This window comes from Streptomyces sp. NPDC101776 (assembly GCF_044766845.1).
Taxonomy (GTDB): domain Bacteria; phylum Actinomycetota; class Actinomycetes; order Streptomycetales; family Streptomycetaceae; genus Streptomyces.
In genome coordinates, this window is sequence record NZ_JBIWMV010000011.1 from 95,746 (window position 1) to 114,879 (window position 19,134).

A 19,134-nucleotide genomic window follows, 5' to 3' on the forward strand; every position below is an offset into this window, starting at 1 on the left:
TACGGGGAGACTACATGAAAATGGTTCCCATTAGCTAGTGTCGCTCGGTGAGAGAACGGTCAGAGCGCGAGCCCCGTGAGCACCAGCACCCGCTCGTAGGTGTAGTCGTCCATCGCGAACTTCACGCCCTCGCGGCCGACACCGGACTGCTTGGCGCCGCCGTACGGCATCTGGTCGGCGCGGTAGGACGGGACGTCGCCGATGATCACGCCACCGACCTCCAGCGCGCGGTGGGCGCGGAAGGCGACCTGCACGTCATGGGTGAACACCCCTGCCTGGAGGCCGTACTTGGAGTCGTTGGCGGCGGCGAAGGCCGCTGCCTCGCCGTCCACCTTCGTCACGGTCAGCACCGGTCCGAAGACCTCCTCGCAGGAGATCGTGGTGTCGGCCGGGACGTCCGTCAGCACGGTCGGCGCGTACGAGGCGCCGTCGCGCTTGCCGCCGGTGAGGAGGGTGGCGCCCGCCTCCACGGCCTCCTGGACCCAGGACTCGACGCGCTGCGCGGCGGCCTCGCTGACCAGCGGCCCGACGTCGGTCTTGTCGTCACCGGGGTCACCGGTGACCTGGGCTTCCACCGCCGCGACGATACGCGGGAGCAGCCGGTCGTAGACGGCGGTGTCCGCGATGACCCGCTGCACGGAGATGCAGGACTGGCCGCCCTGGTAGTTGGAGAAGGTGGCGATACGGGTCGCGGCCCAGTCGAGGTCGGCGTCGGAGGCGTAGTCCCCGAGGACCACGGCCGCGCCGTTGCCGCCCAGCTCCAGGGTGCAGTGCTTGCGCGGCACCGAGTCCATGATCGCGTAGCCGACCTTCTCCGAACCGGTGAAGGAGATCACCGGCAGCCGCTCGTCCTGGACGAGGGCGGGCATGTGGTCGTTGGCGACCGGGAGGATGCTCCAGGCGCCGGCGGGCAGTTCCGTCTCGGCGAGCAGGTCGCCGATGATCAGGCCGGAGAGCGGGGTGGCCGGGGCCGGCTTGAGGATGATCGGGGCGCCGGCCGCGATGGCGGGGGCGATCTTGTGGGCGCACAGGTTCAGCGGGAAGTTGAAGGGGGCGATGCCGAGGACGACGCCCTTCGGGAAGCGCCGGGTGAGGGCGAGCCGGCCCTGGCCGCCGGCGTCGGTGTCGAGGCGCTGGGCCTCGCCGCCGTTGAAGCGCCGGGCCTCCTCCGCGGCGAACCGGAACACGGACACCGCGCGGCCGACCTCGCCGCGGGCCCACTTGATCGGCTTGCCGTTCTCGGCGGAGATGAGCTGCGCGATCTCCTCGACGCGCTCGGCGAGACGCCGGCTGACGTGGTCGAGGGCGGCGGCGCGGACGTGGGCGGGGGTGGCGGCGAACTCGTCCCGTACGGCGTACGCGGCGGCCACCGCCTCCTCGACCTGGGCATCGGTCGGCAGGCTGACCTTGCCGACGAGGCGTCCGTCCCACGGTGAGGTGACGTCGAAGGTGTCCTCGCCGGTGGCCTGGCGGCCGGCCAGCCAGAAGGCGTGGGTGGAAGTCATGTCCCGGCCCTTCCGCGTTGGGGGTGGTCTTGGGGCTTCTCGGTCAACCGTAGGTGCGGGGAGAGCGCGGTGCGTTTAGCCGAGTCGTAGTGGTACCGGACGGGAACACTACAGATCGGCAGATCCCGTCACTCGGCCGCAGTCGTCGCCTTCAGCGCCAGCCACAGCTCCATCCGTACGTCCGGATCGTCGAGCGACCGCCCGAGGATCTCCTCGACCCGCCGCATCCGGTACCGCAAGGTGTGCCGGTGCACCCCGAGGTCCGCAGCCGCCGCGTCCCACTGCCCGTGCCGGGACAGCCACGCCCGCAGCGAGGCCACGAGATCCCCCCGCCCGGTCGCGTCGTGCTCGGACAGCGGCCGTAGCAGACCGTCCGCGAAGGCGCGCACCGCGTCGTCGGCGAGCAGCGGCAGCACGGACCCGGCGGCGAGTTGCTCGTGCTCGACGAGCACTCGTCCGCGCCGCCGGGCCACGGAGAGCGACTGCTCGGCCTGCTTGTAGGCGGCGGCCGCGGCGATGGGGCCGGACGGCGCGGAGAGCCCGACGACCAACTCGTCGCCCTCGCCGCCCTGTTCGCGTACGTCCGAGGAGGCCCGTACGTCCGAGGCGGCCCGCGCGGCCTCCAGCGTCGCCGCGTACTCCCCGCACGCCTCGACCGCGGCACCGCCGTCGACGGCCAGCACCACCAGCCGCCGCGGCCCTTCCGCCACGACGAGCACGGCCTCGCCAGCCCTTGCCGCCGCCGACTCGACGACCTCGGCGAGCCCGCCCAGGGGATCGCGTTCCGCGGGTCCGCCCTCGCCGACGATCACCCGGAACGGCGCGTCGAGGAGCCCGCCGTACAGCTCCCCGGCGACCGCCCGCGCGTGGTCCGGATGCCCGGCGAGCAGCAGCCGCAGCACCGCCGCCCCGATCCGGTCCTGGGCGGCCTGGAGGGAGCGCGAGCGTTCCGTGGTGAGGGTGAGCAGCGCGATCGCGGAGTGCACGGCGTACCGCTCCGCCGTCCCGAGCGCCGACGCCGTCCCTACGGCGAGTGCGGCGCGCGGGCGGCGGCCGGTGCCGAGGGTGTGCAGTTCGACCCGGTCCTCGTTGTCGGGGTTGTCGGGCCCGCCGACCACGGACGAGGCCGGCGCCGGCCGGTCCCGCAGCCGTTCCACGTCCGGGGTGAGCCGGGCGGCGCGGCGGCCCGCCCAGTCCGGTGCGGTGGCGACGAGGGCGCCGGACGCGTCGTAGAGCGCGGCCCAGCCGTCGACCTGCGCGGCGAGTGCGGCGAGCAGCCCCTCCGGGCCGTCGGTGAGGGCCTGCTTGGTCAGCTCGCGCTGTGCGGCGAACCCGGCGGTCACGGAGCGGTACTGATCGGCGGCGATCGCGGCGGAGACGGCTTTGCTGATCGCGATGAAGGGGGTGCGCCGGGGCACTTCGAGGAGTGGCAGCCCCTCTTCCTCGGCCGTGTCGACGAGCACCTTCGGAATCTCGTCGTAGTTGACCCCGACGGCGAACCCCAGCCCCACGACCCCGGCCGCCACCAGCCGCTTCACATACCGCCGCATGGCCTTCGCGTCCTCCGCGTCCAGCTTCAGCGCGGTGGTCAGCAGCAGTTCCCCGCCCTCCATGTACGGCACCGGATCCGCCAGCTCACTGACATGCGCCCAGCGGACGGGCACGTCCAGCCGGTCCTCGCCGGCGCGGACGGTGAGCTTGAGCGCGGAGTGGTGGGCGAGGGAGGCGAGGGTGGGGGGCATGGGGCCTTCAGACGGGATCAGAGGGGAGGAGAGCGGGTGATCGGCGCGATCTTTTGGCCGCCGCGTATGAACGGCCTGTGCCGATTCTGCCTCACCGTATGGGCGTCAGGGCCTTGTATGTCCGGTTCAGGGGGTTGGGGGGCGTAGGTCCACGAGGGAGGGTGGTGTGTGCTTGCCCTCGACCGTCGTGAGCGACAGCACCGCGTGCCCCGGCGGGACCTCGTGCGCGAGCTGCGACGCGGACCATCGCTCCCGCTCGACCTGCCGTACGGTCACGGCCTCCGTCGTCACCGCCCGGCCCGTCACCAGTTTGCGCAGGGCGTGGATGGCGCGGGTCATCGGCTGGTCCGCGAAGACGGTGTGCTGGGCCACGTCCCGGGTCTCCACCCACTCCGTGCCCCAGGCGTGCGCGAAGCGGCTGCCGTCCCAGGTGGTGACTCCGGAGAAGGCCATCCGGCAGCCGACCGCCCCGTGCAGCGGTCCGTGCAGCGCCTCGGGGACATCGCCGAGCGTGCGCAGGGCGAGCAGCACGCCCGCGTTCTGCGAGCGCAGCCGCTGCATGTGCCGTACCGACTCGGTGGTCACCGTCCCGGTGGCGTCGTCGAGGACGAGACACGCGAAGTGACGGCGGCCGGTGTCGTGCACGACATGGTCGAACTGGGCCAGGACCAGCCGGGTGATGAGCCGGGCGGCCTCCTCGTGCCCGTGGGCCGGCACGTCGATGCGGACCCGCAGGGGGTGGTGCGCGACGGCTCGCAGCGAGAACGGCCGGGCTGCCGCGTCGCCGGTGCCGAAGAACTCGGCGAACACGGGCCGGTCCAGCAGCGCGAGCCGGTCGGCGAGCACGGGGCCCGGGTCGGCGGCGCTTCCGGTCTGCCGGGCACGGGCGTCGAGATCGCGGCGCAGGCCCGCGTGCTCCGGCGCCGACAGCGCTTGGCGCAAGGCGGCGAGCGCCGAGGGTTCGCCCTCCAGGAGTTCCCGCAGCACGGGCAGCGACGGGAAGGTGCCGTGCACCGCCCGGTACGGCCCGAGCAACTGGGCGAGCGCGGTCGTGGCCCGTTGGGCACCGACGGTGTCGAGGTCTCCGGCCAGTGCCTCGGCGAGGAACGCGGCGGCCGCGTCGGGGTCGGTGGTGTCGGCGTAGGGGTCCAGGTCGTAGACGGAGGCGGGGTCCCCGATCCGCACCACGACGTCGAACGCGGAGTCCGGGCCGAGCGGGGTACCGGCCGCGCAGACCGCCACGACGGCACACTGTCCGGTCAGCGCCCGCAGGGCGAGGGACTCGACGACCGGGGCGACCACGTGCCTGGTCTTGCCGGAGCCGGACGGCCCCACGACGAGGAGCGAGGTGCCGAGCGCGTCGGGGCCGAGGGCCGTGCCCGCACCTCGGTAGGCCGACGGAGTGCGGTCCCCGGCCGTCCACTGTCCGATGCGGACCTGCCCTTCGAGCAGGTCGTGCGGTGCGACACGGCCGGGCAGGTCCCGGGCGCCGGACGGGTGGACCCAGGCCACCGCCCCCGTGCGCAGCACCGTGTCGGTGAAGACCGCCAACTGGGCTTCCCTGCGGGCGGTTTCCCACGCGTACCCGACCCGGGAACAGTCCACGTCGTTCATCCGGCCGGTGAGGACTTCGGCGGTGAGGAGCTCGGCCGCTTCGTACTGGCCCGCCTCACGCAGTTCGGGCCACTGGGCGGGCACGAGAACAGCGGGAGCCGGGCGGATCTCCCCCTCTCCCGTACGGTTCCGCGCGACGAGTCGTTCCTTCGCCAGCGCCCACCAGCCGCCGAGGCGGGCGAAGGGCCACAGGACCGCCGCGGTGATGAGCGTGTACAGCGTGTCGGTGAAGAGCACCGACTGGAAGAGATCGGGGCCACCGTCGATCAGGACGACAAGGGAGAACAGCGGGTCCTGGACGGGGAGGGGCGCCCAGCCGACACCGGGGAACGCGGAGGGGAACACGAAGCTGAGGGCGATGAGGCCACCGACGAGCGCCAGCAGAGCACGAGCGGGCTGGGGGCGACCGCCGACGACATGGCGGGCCACCTCAAGCCAGCCGCCGAGCTTGACGACGGCATAGACGAGCAGGGCGAAGAAGGCACCGTCGTAGACGCTGATCGCGTCCACGCCCTCGGTCCCCTTGGGAGACACGGTGCCGGCCCACCACCAGTCGCTCGGGGTGAACAGCTTGAGCAGGGCCCATTGGTACGGCACGGCGCCGTGGCGCCAGAAGGACCACACGATCAGCGCCACCACGAGGGGGATCAGCAGACCGAGGATCGCGACCTTGGAGAGCCGCGTCGCCGCGCGGTCGGCCTTGGGCGGCCGATATCCGTAGCGCCAGATGCCGGGCGCGGCGGCCGGCCGGGGCTCGTTCAGCCAGTCGGCGACGGCCGGGGCGAACCGCGGCGGCTGTTCGGGCGCGGGCGCCGCACCCGGTGTCCGCGGTGGCCGCGGCGGCATGGCCGGCACGTCCGCCGGCCCCCCCGGACGCGGCACAGGATTCGCATGCGTACCCCGCGCGTCCCGCGTCCCGTCGCTGTCCATCGTCGTCGTCCTCGCCCTCGCCCCTTGACCAGCCGTTCCGTACACCGTCAGCGAGTCAATCTAACGCGCCCAGAAGGGGAGTTCACCGTTTACGCGGCCGGGCCCACCGCAAGCTCCGCGAACCCGGCACTGTCCACGGCGGACAACCCGCGTCGCCGACACCGCCCACATGGAGCATGCCCACCCCCCGTCCTCCGTCCTAGCCTGCGAGAAAAGAAGGAATACGAAAGCGCGTAAGCGTCCGCACCACCCCAGGAGCCCCTCATGACCGCACTTCCGCAGGAGCGCCGCGTTCTCACCGCCATCCCCGGCCCGAAGTCGCAGGAGCTGCAGGCCCGCCGTACCGCCGCGGTCGCGGCCGGTGTGGGCTCCGTGCTGCCCGTGTTCACCGCGCGCGCGAGCGGCGGGATCCTGGAGGACGTGGACGGGAACCGGTTCATCGACTTCGGTTCCGGTATCGCGGTGACGAGCGTCGGCGCCTCCGCCGAGGCCGTCGTCCGCCGGGCCACGGCCCAGCTCGCCGACTTCACCCACACCTGTTTCATGGTCACGCCGTACGAGGGGTACGTGGAGGTCGCGGAGGCGCTCGCCGAGCTGACCCCGGGTGACCACGCCAAGAAGTCGGCCCTGTTCAACTCCGGCGCCGAGGCCGTCGAGAACGCCGTGAAGATCGCGCGGGCGTACACCAAGCGGCAGGCCGTCGTCGTCTTCGACCACGGGTACCACGGCCGGACGAACCTGACCATGGCGCTCACCGCGAAGAACATGCCGTACAAGCACGGGTTCGGGCCCTTCGCGCCCGAGGTGTACCGCGTGCCGGTGGCCTACGGCTACCGCTGGCCGACCGGTCCGGAGAACGCGGGTGCCGAGGCCTCCGCGCAGGCCATCGACATGATCAACAAGCAGATCGGGGCCGACAACGTCGCCGCGATCATCATCGAGCCGGTCCTCGGCGAGGGCGGATTCATCGAGCCGGCGAAGGGCTTCCTGCCGGCGCTCAGCAAGTTCGCCGCCGACAACGGCATCGTGTTCGTCGCGGACGAGATCCAGTCGGGGTTCTGCCGTACGGGTCAGTGGTTCGCGTGTGAGGACGAGGGTGTCGTCCCGGACCTGATCACCACCGCGAAGGGGATCGCGGGCGGGCTGCCGCTCGCCGCCGTCACCGGGCGTGCCGAGATCATGGACGCCGCGCACGCCGGTGGCCTGGGCGGTACGTACGGCGGCAACCCGGTCGCCTGCGCCGGAGCGCTCGGCGCCATCGAGACCATGAAGGAGCTGGACCTCAACGCCAAGGCGAAGAACATCGAGGCCGTCATGAAGGCCCGCCTCGGTGCCATGGCGGAGAAGTTCGACATCATCGGCGATGTCCGCGGGCGCGGCGCGATGATCGCCATCGAGCTCGTCAAGGACCGTACGACCAAGGAGCCGAACCCGGAGGCGACGGCCGCGCTCGCCAAGGCCTGCCACCAGGAGGGGCTGCTGGTCCTGACCTGTGGCACCTACGGAAACGTGCTGCGCTTCCTGCCCCCGCTGGTCATCGGGGAGGACCTGCTGAGCGAGGGGCTCGACATCATCGAGCAGGCGTTCGCACGTATCTGAGCCATGTCCGAGCCGGGTCCGAGCCGGGTCCGAGCCATGTCCGAGCCGTGTCCGAGCCGCCCCACGAGTGCGTCCCGGCCACACGGAACCCGCGGCTCCCGCACAGAAGTCGCACCCCACGCGCCCCATCCGCCCCAGCCCTTTCATCCACAGTGATTCACAGGCTGGGGCGGCGGGCGTCAGGCCGTGTGAAGAAGGTGTGCGGGGTGCATGACGGGACGCGATTCCGCCTGTCGTACCCGCAGCCACTGCCGTAGGTTCTACCCAGATGAGAGATACACCCCGCCCACAGGGGACTGTGGGCGACATCAGGCCGGGGCCTCCCCAGCTTCGACCTGGTCGTGCCCTCGCGCACACAACAGGAGCCTCTGGCTCCGAATCTCCTCACCGATCGGACAGTCGCCCGCCCCAAACCCCCCGGGGCGGCCGACCCGCCGATCCGGACGGCCGGCCTGGAACTACCCCCCCTGTTCCAGGTCGGCCGACCTCCTTTCTCTGGCTGTTTCTCGCCCTTCCCGCGCTCCTCTTCGCGCTGATCACCTGGCAGGTCGCCGCCGACGGCCCCCTCCTCCGCCTGGACACCCGCCTCAGCCGCGCACTCGTCCACCCGGACCGCTTCTCCGAACTCCTCGCCGACCTCGGCAACATCCAGGTCGCGGTACCCGTCCTCGTCGTAGTCATCGTCTACGTCGGCCGACGCGCCCGTGCCAGTGGTACGGACCACTGGTGGCTGCCGTCCCTCGCGGCGGCCGTGCTGATGGCCCTGGTCCCGGCGCTGGTCGTCCCCGTCAAGGAACTGATCGCCCGCGGCGGCACCCCGGCGGTGCCGCCCGGCACCGGCTACTACCCCTCCGGCCACACGGCCACCGCGATGATCGCGTACGGCGCCTCGGCCCTGGTCCTCCTCCCTTGGATCCGGACGTCGTACGCCCGCCGCGGAGCCGTCGCCGTCTGCGTCCTCCTCGTCGCCTGCGTCAGCTTCGGGCTCGTCAGGCGTGGCTACCACTGGCCACTGGACGTGGTGGCCAGTTGGTGCCTCGGGACCGTGTTGCTCGCGTCGCTACTGCTGTTCCTCGGCCGCCCGACGAGAGAGCCTCAGCCGAAGTAGCCGTCGAACGTCTTCTGGAACTCCCAGTTCGAGTAGCGGTCCCAGTTGACCGACCAGGTCATCAGGCCGCGCAGGGCCGGCCAGGTGCCGTGGGTCGCGTACGAGCCGCAACTCACCTTCCTCGTCAGGCAGTCCAGGGTTTTCGTGACCTCGGCGGGAGCCACGTAACCGTTGCCCGCGTTGACCGACGCCGGCATGCCGATGGCGATCTGGTCGGGGCGCAGGGCCGGGAACACGTTGTTCGTGTCGCCCGCCACCGGGAAGCCGGTGAGCAGCATGTCCGTCATCGCGATGTGGAAGTCGGCGCCGCCCATGGTGTGGTACTGGTTGTCGAGACCCATGATCGGGCCCGAGTTGTAGTCCTGGACGTGCAGCAGCGTCAGGTCGTCGCGCAGGGCGTAGATGACCGGCAGATACGCCCCGCACCTCGGGTCCTGGCCGCCCCATTTTCCGGTGCCGTAGAACTGGTAGCCCATCTGCACGAAGAACGTCTCGGGCGCCATGCTCAGCACGAACTTCGCGCCGTACTTGGCCTTCAGGGTCTTCAGGGCCGCGATCAGGTTGACCACCACGGGAGTTGTGGGGCTCTTGAAGTTCGTGTCGCTCGCGTCGAGTGAGAGCGAGTGGCCCTCGAAGTCGATGTCCAGGCCGTCGAGTCCGTAGGTGTCGATGATGTTCGAGACGGATGAGACGAAGGTGTCCCTCGCCGCTGTCGTGGTCAGTTGGACCTGGCCGTTGGCGCCACCTATGGAGATCAACACCTTCTTGCCCGCTGCCTGTTTGGCCTTGATCGCGGCCTTGAAGTCGGCGTCACTCTCGACGTTCGCACATTCGCTGACCGGGCAGCGGTTGAAGCGGATGTCGCCCGAGGTGGCGGAGGTGGGTTCACCGAAGGCCAGGTCGATGACGTCCCAGCTGTCGGGGACGTCGGCCACGCGGGTGTAGCCGGAGCCGTTGGCGAAGCTCGCGTGCAGATAGCCGACCAGGGCGTGGGTGGGCAGGCCGGTGCCGGGACCCGAGCCGGTGGACGTGGTCGCGGTGACCGCCGTCGACTTCGCGGACTCGCCCGCGTCGTTGACCGCCGTGACCTGGAAGCTGTACGCCGTCGCGGCCGACAGTCCGCTCACGGTGGCCGAAGTGCCGCTCGCCGTCTGGACTTTCACGCCGCCGCGGTAGATGGCGTAGCTCGTCGCGCCGGTGACGGCGGACCAGGAGAGGGCGACGGAGGAGGAGGTGATCGTGCCGACGGCGAGGCCGGTGGGGGTGGTTGGCGGTTGGCCCGGGTCGACCGCCGGGCCGGTGAGGGAGATGTCGTCGGCGTAGTAGGCGCCGGTGGCGTACCAGCCGTGCGTGTAGATCGTGACCTTGGTGGTGGACGGGCCGGTGGTGAAGCTGGTCGTCAACCGCTGCCAGTCGGGGGCCGATTGGGTCCAGGTGGAGACGTCGGTGGTGCCGGTGCCGCTCGCGCCGAGGTAGACGTAGCTGCCGCGGACGTAACCGGCGAGCGAGTAGGACGAGTTCGGTTTCACGGTCACCGTCTGCGCGCACTGGGCGTAGTCGTTGCCGGCCGGGGTCGCCTGCAACGCCGAACTGCCGCCGTGCACGGGCGACTTGACCGTCGTACCGCTGTTCGCGGAACAGGACCAACTGTCGAGGCCCGCTTCGAAGCCTCCGTTCTTCGCCAGGTCCGCGTCGGCCGCACGGGCGGCCGACGAGAGCGCGGTGATGCCGGACACGGCCAGGGCCGCGGTCACGAACACGGCAAGGACAGGTCTGGAGCGATCCACAAGTGCCTCCGGGCATGGGGGAATTGGAGGGGTGGAGCGCGCCCAATTTGGTCCAGACCAATTCGCTTGTCAAGGCCTGCCGGTGCCGGGACCTCGTATGTCGAAGCGTCTGTCGGCTACCCGTCCATCACTGCTCCCCCTCCGTCGCCAGCCCCGCCGCCGCCTCGTGCATGGCGAGTTCGAGGAGTGCGGGATCGGTGAGGGTGCCGGAGCCGTCCGGCGGTACCAGCCAGCGGACCCCGCCGGTGGCCCGGCCGGGGTACGGCACGACGATCCAGGTGCCGAGTCCGGCCGTACGGATACCGGTGCCCAGCCAGCGGGCTGCGGTGCCCGGCGGGACCAGGAAACCCATCCGTGCGTCGCCGAAGTCGACGAGTACCGGGCCCAGTTGATCGATGACCCTGGTGAGCACATCGAGTGTGGGATAGCCGAGCTCACCCGGCAGGATGAGTACGTCCCAGGCCTTGCCGGCGGGCAGCAGCGCGACCCCGAGGGGGTTGCGCTCCCATTCCCAGCGGCAGGCCTCCGGATCCGGAGCCACGGATGCCAGCCACTCGACGGCCGTCTTCGCCCCAGTCATGAGGAGACCTCCCTTTCTCATGTCGACGCTGGTCGCGTCACAGGAGAGAGGGAGGTCTCCGCCAGGCATTACGCGGGTTCCGGCGCCCCGAAGGAGTGAACCGGATCACACCCGTAGAAGGGCGCGGGGCTCAACTGTCGAAGCCGAGGCCCAGCTTGTCCATCGTCCTCAGCCACAGGTTGCGCCGGCCGCCGTGCGCATCCGCGTGCGCCAGCGACCACTTGGTGAGCGCGATGCCGGTCCAGGCGAAGGGCTCGGGCGGGAAGGGCAGCGGCTTCTTGCGGACCATCTCCAACTCCGTGCGCTCGGTGCGCTCCCCCGCGAGCAGGTCCAGCATCACGTCCGCGCCGAAGCGGGTGGCGCCGACGCCGAGTCCGGTGAAGCCCGCCGCGTACGCCACCTTGCCCTGGTGGGCGGTGCCGAAGAACGCCGAGAAGCGCGAGCAGGTGTCGATCGCCCCGCCCCACGCATGGCTGAAGTTGAGCCCCTCCAACTGCGGGAAGCAGGTGAAGAAGTGCTCGGCGAGCTTGGCGTACGTCTCCGGCCGGTCGTCGTACTCGGCGCGCACCCGGCCGCCGTACGGATAGATCGCGTCGTAACCGCCCCACAGGACGCGGTTGTCGGCGGAGAGGCGGAAGTAGTGGAACTGGTTCGCCGAATCGCCGAGACCCTGGCGGTTCTTCCAGCCGATCGACGCCAACTGGTCGGCGGAGAGCGGCTCGGTCATCAGCGCGTAGTCGTAGACCGGGACGGTGTACGAGCGGACGCGCTTGACCAGGTTCGGGAAGATGTTGGTGCCGAGCGCGACCCGCCGGGCGCGGACCGAGCCGTACGAGGTGCGTACGGCCATGCCGGCGCCGTGCGGCTTGAGGGCGAGGGCGGGGGTGTGTTCGTAGACGCGGACGCCGAGTTGGAGGCAGGCGCGCTTCAACCCCCAGGCGAGCTTTGCCGGGTTGAGCATCGCGACGCCCCGGCTGTCGTACAGGCCGGCCAGGAAGGTCGGGGAGTCGACCTGTTCGCGGACCGCTTCGGCGTCCAGGAACTCGGTACCGTCGGCGAGGCCCTTGCTCTCCAACTCGCCGTACCAGTCGTGGAGTTCCTCGGCCTGGTGCGGTTCGGTGGCGACGTCGATCTCGCCGGTGCGCTCGAACTCGCAGTCCAGGGAGTAGCGGGCGACCGCGCTCTCGATCGCGTCGAGGTTGCGGGCGCCCAGCTCCTCCAGTTGGTGGATCTCGTCGGGCCAGCGGGTGAGGCCGTTGGACAGGCCGTGGGTGAGGGAGGCGGCGCAGAAGCCGCCGTTGCGGCCCGAGGCGGCCCAGCCCACCTCGCGGCCTTCCAGCAGGACGACATCCCGTTCCGGATCGCGCTCCTTGGCGATGAGCGCGGTCCACAGTCCGCTGTAGCCGCCGCCGACGACCAGCAGATCGCAGGTCTCGGCGCCGGTGAGCGCGGGCTCGGGGTGGGGCTTGCCGGGATCGTCCAGCCAGTACGGGACCGGCCGGGCTTCGGAAAGGGACTTCGTCCGATTGGTGTTACGGCTCATGGCGCTTGGGGCCATGATTTCAACTCCCTACAGGGCGCTAGCGGTTATGCCTTCACCTTGTTGCGGCGGTTGGTGACAGCCATCGAGAAGAGCACCAACAATACGGCGACGAGGAACATGGCCGTACCGATGACATTGATCTGGACGGGTGTCCCGCGCTGTGCCGAACCCCAGACGAACATGGGGAAGGTGACGGTCGAACCCGCGTTGAAATTGGTGATGATGAAATCGTCGAAGGAGAGCGCGAAGGAAAGCAGCGCGCCCGCCGCGATTCCGGGGGCCGCGATGGGCAGGGTGACGCGCAGGAACGTCTGCACCGGGCCGGCGTAGAGGTCCTGGGCGGCCTGTTCCAGGCGCGGGTCCATCGACATCACACGGGCCTTGACGGCGGTGACGACGAAGCTGAGGCAGAACATGATGTGGGCGATCAGGATGGTGTAGAAGCCCAGTTGGGCGCCCATGTTGAGGAACAGGGTGAGCAGCGAGGCGGCCATGACGACCTCGGGCATCGCCATCGGCAGGAAGATCAGCGAGTTGATCGCGCCGCGGGCGCGGAAGCGGTAGCGGACCAGCGCGAAGGCGATCATCGTGCCGAGGACGGTGGCGCCGATGGTCGCCCAGACGGCGATCTGGAGGCTGATGCTCAGCGAGCCGCACATGTCGGCGACTCCGCACGGCTGCTTCCAGGCGTCCAGCGAGAACTGCTGCCACTCGTAATTGAAGCGCCCCTTCGGCTTGTTGAAGGAGAACACCGTGACGATGACGTTCGGGAGCAGGAGATATCCGAGGGTCACCAGGCCCGCGATGACTACGAGATGGCGTTTGAACCAGCGTACGACGGCCATTTAAACCAGATCCTCCGTCCCGGACTTGCGAATGTAGATGGTCACCATGGCGAGAATGGCGGCCATGAGGATGAAGGAAAGAGCCGCCGCCGTCGGGTAGTCCAGAATGCGCAGGAACTGCGTCTGGATGACGTTTCCGATCATGCGGGTGTCGGTGGAGCCGAGGAGTTCGGCGTTGACGTAGTCACCGGCCGCCGGGATGAAGGTCAGCAGGGTGCCGGAGACGACGCCGGGCATCGACAGCGGGAAGGTGACCTTCCGGAAGGTGGTGAACGGCTTGGCGTACAGATCGCCGGCCGCCTCGTGCAGCCGTCCGTCGATGCGCTCCAGCGAGGTGTAGAGCGGCAGCACCATGAACGGCAGGAAGTTGTACGTCAGTCCGCAGACGACCGCGAGTGGTGTGGCGAGGACGCGGTCGCCCGAGGTCCAGCCGAGCCAGTTGGTGACGTCCAGGACGTGCAGCGTGTTGAGGGCGCCGACGACCGGGCCGCTGTCCGCGAGGATCGTCTTCCAGGCGAGCGTGCGGATCAGGAAGCTGGTGAAGAACGGCGCGATCACCAGGATCATGATCAGGTTCCGCCAGCGTCCCGCGCGGAAGGCGATGAGATACGCGAGCGGGTAGCCGAGCAGCAGACACAGGATCGTCGCGGCGGCGGCGTAGAGGACCGAGCGCAGGAACTGCGGCCAGTACTCGGACAGCGAGTCCCAGTAGGTGACGAAGTGCCAGGTGACCTTGTAGCCGTCCTCCAGGGAGCCCGTCTGGATCGACGTGGAGCCCTGGTAGATCATCGGCAGCGCGAAGAAGACGATCAGCCAGAGAATGCCGGGCAGCAGCAGCCAGTACGGCGTCCAGCGGCCCCGCTTCTTGCGCGCCGGGGGCTTCTCCTCCGGCGCGGGCGCCAGGGGCGGCGCCTCGGTAACAGCGGCCATCAGGCGGCCTCCTCCACGATGTCGACGCCGGCGTCGATGTCCTGCGCCGCGTCGAGGCCGAAGGTGTGGGCCGGGTTCCAGTGCAGGACGACGTCGGTGCCGGGCCGCAGCCGGGCGTCGCGGTCGATGTTCTGGGCGTAGACCTCGAACTCGGGGCAGACCGGGCTGTCGATGACGTACTGGGTGGAGACGCCGATGAAGCTGGAGTCGGCGATCTTGCCGGTGATGCGGTTGCGCCCGGCCGGGATCTCGCCCGCGTCGTCCGCGTGCGTGAGCGTGATCTTCTCCGGGCGTACGCCGACCAGGACCTTGCCGCCGGTCGTCGTGGGCGCGGAACATCGCGCCTCGGGGAGGACGAGTTTGCCGCCGCCCGCCTTGAGGATGATCTCGTCGCCGCTCTTGGAGTCGACCTCGGCCTCGATGAGGTTGGAGGTGCCGAGGAAGTTGGCGACGAAGGTGGTGTTCGGGTTCTCGTACAGATCGCTGGGCGAGCCGAGTTGCTCGACCTGGCCCGCGTTCATCACGGCGACCGTGTCGGCCATGGTCATGGCCTCCTCCTGGTCGTGCGTGACGTGGATGAACGTGATGCCGACCTCGGTCTGGATGCGCTTGAGCTCCAGCTGCATCTGGCGGCGCAGCTTGAGGTCGAGGGCGCCGAGGGGCTCGTCGAGGAGCAGCACCTTGGGGTGGTTGATCAGGGCGCGGGCGACGGCGACCCGCTGCTGCTGGCCGCCGGAGAGCTGGTGCGGCTTCTTGCGCGCCTGCTCGCCGAGCTGGACCAGGTCGAGCATGTCGACGACCTGCTGCTTCACCGACTTGATGCCGCGCCGGCGCAGACCGAAGGCGACGTTCTCGAAGATGTCGAGGTGCGGGAAGAGGGCGTACGACTGGAAGACGGTGTTCACCGGCCGCTTGTAGGGCGGGAGGTTGGTGACTTCCTGGTCGCCGAGGAACACGGTGCCGGAGGAAGGTTCCTCCAGACCCGCGATCATGCGCAGGGTGGTGGTCTTGCCGCAGCCGGAGGCACCGAGCAGGGCGAAGAAGGAGCCCTGGGGCACGGTCAGGTCGAGCGGCCGTACGGCGGTGAAGCCGTTGTCGTAGGTCTTGCTGATCCCGGAGAGGCGGACGTCGCCGCTGGTGTCCTTGGTGTTCATCGTCGTCACGCCCCTGTGAGCTTTGCGAACTTCTGCTGGTAGGCCGTCTCTTCCTTCGAGCTCAGGGAGCGGAAGGCGTGGGACTTGGCCGCCATGGCCTTGTCGGGAAGGATCAGCGGGTTGTTCGCCGCCGACTTGTCGATCTTGGCGAGGTAGGGCTTCACGTCCGCGACCGGGCTGACGTAGTTGACGTAGGCGGCGAGTTCGGCGGCCGGTTCGGGCTCGTAGTAGTAGTCGATCAGCCGCTCGGCGTTCGTCTTGTGGCGCGCCTTGTTGGGGATCAGCATGTTGTCGGTCGACGTCATGTAGCCGGCCTCGGGGATGACGTAGCCGACGTCCGGGTTGTCCGACTGGAGCTGCACGATGTCGCCGCCCCAGGCGACGCACGCGGCGAAGTCGCCCTTGGTGAGGTCGGACGTGTAGTCGTTGCCCGTGAAGCGGCGGATCTGGCCCTTGTCGACGGCCTTCTGGAGGCGGGCGATGACCGCGTCGTAGTCGTCGGTGGTGAACTTCGCCGGGTCCTTGCCCATGTCGAGCATGGTCATGCCGACGCTGTCGCGCATCTCGGTGAGGAAGCCGACGCGGCCCTTGAGCTTGGCGTTGTCGAGCAGGTCGGAGATCGACTTCACCTCGACGCCGTCGAGCGCCTTCCTGTTGTAGGCGATGACGGTCGAGATGCCCTGCCACACGTACGAGTACGCCCGGCCGGGGTCCCAGTCGGGGCTGCGGAACTGGTCCGACAGGTTGGCGTAGGCGTGCGGCAGGTTGGACGCGTCCAGTTTCTGGACGTAGCCCAGGCGGATCATGCGGGCGGCCAGCCAGTCGGTGAGGACGATCAGGTCGCGGCCGGTGGACTGGCCGGCGGCGAGCTGCGGCTGGATCTTGCCGAAGAACTCGTCGTTGTCGTTGATGTCCTCGGTGTACTTGACCTTGATGCCGGTCCGCTTGGTGAACGCGTCCAGCGTGGGACGGTGCTTGCCGCTGTCGTCCGTGTCGATGTACTCGGGCCAGTTGGAGAAGTCGACCTCCTTCTCCTTGGCCGAGTGGTCGTCGGCGGACACGCCGCCCTGTGTCTTGCCTGCCGCGGGGATCCCGCAGCCGCTCAGGGCCCCGAGTCCGCCGACCGCGAGCGCGCCGCCCGCGGAGGCGCGCAGCACCGAACGGCGGGTCGTCATCGCGGACCTGCTCTTGCGGAAGCTGCGCCGCACGGCGGCCACTTCGGCCGGGGTCAGGCGGTCGGGCTCGTACTGCTTCATGCGCGTGCTGCCCTTTCGGGAGGAGACGGCCGCGGCTCGGGCGGCCGTCAGTTCTGCTATCGGTCCCCGAAGATCGTGCGGTGCCAGTCCTTCCTGGCGACCGCGGTGTTGTCGAACATGACGTGCTTGATCTGGGTGTACTCCTCGAACGAGTAGGCGGACATGTCCTTGCCGAAGCCGGACGCCTTGTAGCCGCCGTGGGGCATCTCGCTGATGATCGGGATGTGGTCGTTGATCCACACGCAGCCCGCCTTGATCTCGCGGGTCGCGCGGTTGGCCCGGTAGACGCCCTGAGTCCACGCCGAGGCGGCCAGGCCGTACGGGGTGTCGTTGGCGAGCGCGATGCCCTCGTCGTCGGTGTCGAAGGGCAGCACCACGAGGACCGGTCCGAACAGCTCGGACTGCACGATCTCGCTGTTCTGGGCGGCGTCCGCGACCAGGGTGGGGCGATAGTACGCGCCGTTCTTGAGGTCTCCCTGAGGAGCCTCGCCGCCGGTCACCACGCGCGCGTAGCCACGCGCACGGTCGACGAAGCCGGCGACGCGGTCGCGCTGGACGTGCGAGATCAGCGGCCCGAGATCGGTGCCCGGGGCGAAGGGATCGCCGACCCGAACGCCTGCCATGAGGGCTGCGGTCTTCTGGACGAACGCTTCGTAGAGGGGCCTTTGCACGTACGCGCGCGTGGCGGCCGTGCAGTCCTGCCCCGAGTTGATGAGCGAACCGGCGACGGCTCCGTTGACGGCGGCTTCGAGGTCGGCGTCGTCGAAGACCACGAAGGGCGCCTTGCCGCCGAGCTCCAGGTGGATGCGCTTGACGGTGGCGGTCGCGATCTCGGCGACGCGCTTGCCGACGGCGGTGGAGCCGGTGAAGGAGGTCATGGCGACGTCCGGGTGACCGACGAGATGCTCACCGGCGACCTTCCCGGTGCCGGTGATGATGTTGATGACACCGTCCGGGATACCGGCCTCGGTGGCGGCCTGCGCGAACATCAGCGAGGTGAGCGGGGTCAGCTCGGCGGGCTTCAGGACGATCGTGTTGCCTGCGGCGATCGCCGGGAGGATCTTCCAGGCGGCCATCTGGAGGGGATAGTTCCAGGGCGCGATGGAGCCGACGACACCGATGGGTTCACGGCGTACGTACGACGTGTGGTCGCCCGAGTACTCACCGGCGGACTGCCCCTGGAGGTGCCGTGCGGCACCGGCGAAGAAGGCCGTGTTGTCGATGGTGCCGGGGATGTCGAACTCGCGGGTCAGCTTGAGGGGCTTGCCGCACTGGAGGGACTCGGCGCGGGCGAGGTCGTCCGCGCGCTCGGCGAGCACGGCGGCGAAGCGGTGCAGCGCGTCGGAGCGCTCGCCGGGCGTGGCGCCCGACCAGCCCGGGAAGGCGGCGCGGGCGGCGGCCACGGCCGCGTCCACGTCGGCCGTGCCGGCCAGCTCGTACGTGTACACGTCCTCGCCGGTGGCGGGGTCGACGACCGCGTGGGTGCGGCCGGAGGTGCCCTTGGTCAGGCGGCCCGCGATGAACTGCGCGCCGTCCGCGAAGAACTCCTGTGCGGGGAATCGTTCCGGGGTCTCGCTGCCCGGGTGGTGCATGTCGCTCTCCTCCGCCTTCGCCCCGCTTCGTCCGCTGGCGGGTGGCGTAGCTCCAGCTCGATTTGAATGCCGATCCTGACAGAGCAAAGGGACTCCAACAAGTGATTCCGTTGTTGCCTTTTGGTTACGCGACGGAATCCTTCGACCAGGTGTCGAGTCCGTATGGAAAAGGGGGGACGGAGTGTCAGTGGTGCCTGCAAGACTCGCGTGTATGGACAAGATCACGGGGAAGCTCGCCGGAGCGATCGATTCACAGGAAGCCCTGATCAGGGAAGTGCGCGCGGGGGTCAGGGTCAAGTATCTGCACTTCTGGGGCCATCGGCCACGCCCGGACGGACGGGTGGGCGCGAGCTGTCTGAGCCAGTGGTGGCCGTCGCCGTTCACCGTGGCCGGGGTGACGTATGCGACCGCCGAGCACTGGATGATGGCGGGCAAGGCGCGGCTGTTCGGCGACACGGAGGCGCTCGCGCGGGTGTTGGCCGCCGGTCATCCGTCCGTGGCGAAGAAGGCGGGGCGCCTGGTGCGGGGCTTCGACGAGGAGATCTGGACGCGGGAGCGGTTCGGGATCGTCGTCGAGGGGAGCGTCCACAAGTTCGCGGCGGACGCGGAGATGCGGGCGTTTCTGCTGGGCACGGGCGAGCGAAGCGAGATGGGGGTCCCCCCGGCCGAAGGTTGGGGGAGGGTGCTGGTGGAGGCGAGTCCGGTGGACCGGGTGTGGGGGATCGGGCTGGCCGCGGACGACGCGGCGGCGGAGGATCCCGAGCGGTGGCGGGGGCCGAATCTGCTGGGGTTCGCGCTGATGGCGGCGCGGGAGCGGCTGCGGGCGGGCTGAGTCGGGCCGCCTGCCCCCGGGGGCCGGGGCGACGACAGGTTGTACGGCGGGTCGGGACCGGACCAGTTGGACGGGGGCCCGGCAGGGACGTCGTAAGCCAGGGCTGACGGACGGCGG

General features: G+C 69.9%; 14 protein-coding genes and 1 pseudogene. 4 read left to right on the forward strand and 11 right to left on the reverse strand.

Annotated features, from left to right (window positions below; all coding sequences use genetic code 11):
- Nucleotides 1–59: 59 nt before the first annotated feature.
- The 3 genes from ACIRRY_RS30125 to ACIRRY_RS30135 all read right to left on the reverse strand — a co-directional run bounded on the left by ACIRRY_RS30125 (nt 60) and on the right by ACIRRY_RS30135 (nt 5,791).
- Complete coding sequence (locus ACIRRY_RS30125; protein ID WP_403978566.1) at nt 60–1,505, reverse strand: aldehyde dehydrogenase family protein; 1,446 nt, start codon at nt 1,503–1,505, stop codon at nt 60–62.
- A 128-nt stretch (nt 1,506–1,633) separates the two neighbouring features.
- Nucleotides 1,634–3,247: a PucR family transcriptional regulator gene (locus ACIRRY_RS30130; RefSeq protein ID WP_403978569.1), complete on the reverse strand. Its 1,614-nt coding sequence runs from the start codon at nt 3,245–3,247 to the stop codon at nt 1,634–1,636.
- A 126-nt stretch (nt 3,248–3,373) separates the two neighbouring features.
- On the reverse strand, nt 3,374–5,791 hold the full coding sequence (locus ACIRRY_RS30135) for an ATP/GTP-binding protein (protein WP_403978572.1): 2,418 nt from the start codon (nt 5,789–5,791) through the stop codon (nt 3,374–3,376).
- A gap of 264 nt (nt 5,792–6,055) precedes the next feature.
- Between ACIRRY_RS30135 and gabT the strand changes: the two genes are divergently transcribed.
- Nucleotides 6,056–7,390, forward strand: coding sequence for a 4-aminobutyrate--2-oxoglutarate transaminase (gabT, locus tag ACIRRY_RS30140; protein WP_403978575.1), 1,335 nt, complete (start codon nt 6,056–6,058; stop codon nt 7,388–7,390).
- Between the two features lie 268 nt (nt 7,391–7,658).
- The gene (locus ACIRRY_RS30145; protein WP_403978578.1) at nt 7,659–8,498 is read left to right on the forward strand and encodes a phosphatase PAP2 family protein; all 840 of its coding nucleotides are present in this window, start codon (nt 7,659–7,661) and stop codon (nt 8,496–8,498) included.
- On the opposite strand, the gene ACIRRY_RS30150 is transcribed toward ACIRRY_RS30145, so the two are convergent.
- From ACIRRY_RS30150 to ACIRRY_RS30185, 8 genes are all read right to left on the reverse strand, one after another.
- A complete protein-coding gene (locus ACIRRY_RS30150) occupies nt 8,486–10,285 on the reverse strand; it encodes a chitinase (protein WP_403978581.1) in 1,800 nt (599 codons plus the stop codon). The two genes, ACIRRY_RS30145 and ACIRRY_RS30150, sit on opposite strands and share 13 nt — an antisense overlap.
- Nucleotides 10,286–10,412: 127 nt before the next feature.
- A complete protein-coding gene (locus ACIRRY_RS30155) occupies nt 10,413–10,865 on the reverse strand; it encodes a hypothetical protein (protein WP_403978584.1) in 453 nt (150 codons plus the stop codon).
- A 130-nt stretch (nt 10,866–10,995) separates the two neighbouring features.
- Complete coding sequence (locus tag ACIRRY_RS30160; RefSeq protein ID WP_403978587.1) at nt 10,996–12,423, reverse strand: NAD(P)/FAD-dependent oxidoreductase; 1,428 nt, start codon at nt 12,421–12,423, stop codon at nt 10,996–10,998.
- Between the two features lie 29 nt (nt 12,424–12,452).
- Nucleotides 12,453–13,253: an ABC transporter permease gene (locus ACIRRY_RS30165; protein ID WP_403978590.1), complete on the reverse strand. Its 801-nt coding sequence runs from the start codon at nt 13,251–13,253 to the stop codon at nt 12,453–12,455.
- A complete protein-coding gene (locus tag ACIRRY_RS30170) occupies nt 13,254–14,183 on the reverse strand; it encodes an ABC transporter permease (RefSeq protein WP_403978593.1) in 930 nt (309 codons plus the stop codon).
- Nucleotides 14,183–15,337 (reverse strand): ABC transporter ATP-binding protein, encoded by a 1,155-nt coding sequence (locus ACIRRY_RS30175; RefSeq protein WP_403978596.1) that lies wholly within the window; start codon nt 15,335–15,337, stop codon nt 14,183–14,185. The genes ACIRRY_RS30170 and ACIRRY_RS30175 overlap by 1 nt, the downstream gene beginning before the upstream one ends.
- Nucleotides 15,338–15,342: 5 nt before the next feature.
- Nucleotides 15,343–16,593: a PotD/PotF family extracellular solute-binding protein gene (locus ACIRRY_RS30180; RefSeq protein ID WP_403978599.1), complete on the reverse strand. Its 1,251-nt coding sequence runs from the start codon at nt 16,591–16,593 to the stop codon at nt 15,343–15,345.
- A 56-nt stretch (nt 16,594–16,649) separates the two neighbouring features.
- Nucleotides 16,650–18,185 carry a gamma-aminobutyraldehyde dehydrogenase gene (locus tag ACIRRY_RS30185; protein ID WP_403978602.1) on the reverse strand — a complete coding sequence of 512 codons (1,536 nt, stop codon included), beginning with the start codon at nt 18,183–18,185 and terminating at the stop codon, nt 16,650–16,652.
- 211 nt (nt 18,186–18,396) lie between these two features.
- Here ACIRRY_RS30185 and ACIRRY_RS30190 point away from each other — a divergent pair, with 211 nt between their 5' ends.
- Together ACIRRY_RS30190 and ACIRRY_RS30195 are read left to right on the forward strand one after the other, a co-directional pair.
- Nucleotides 18,397–19,017 carry an NADAR family protein gene (locus ACIRRY_RS30190; RefSeq protein ID WP_403978604.1) on the forward strand — a complete coding sequence of 207 codons (621 nt, stop codon included), beginning with the start codon at nt 18,397–18,399 and terminating at the stop codon, nt 19,015–19,017.
- 21 nt (nt 19,018–19,038) lie between these two features.
- A pseudogene (locus tag ACIRRY_RS30195) lies at nt 19,039–19,113 on the forward strand (hypothetical protein); the annotation flags it as partial.
- Nucleotides 19,114–19,134 lie beyond the last annotated feature (21 nt).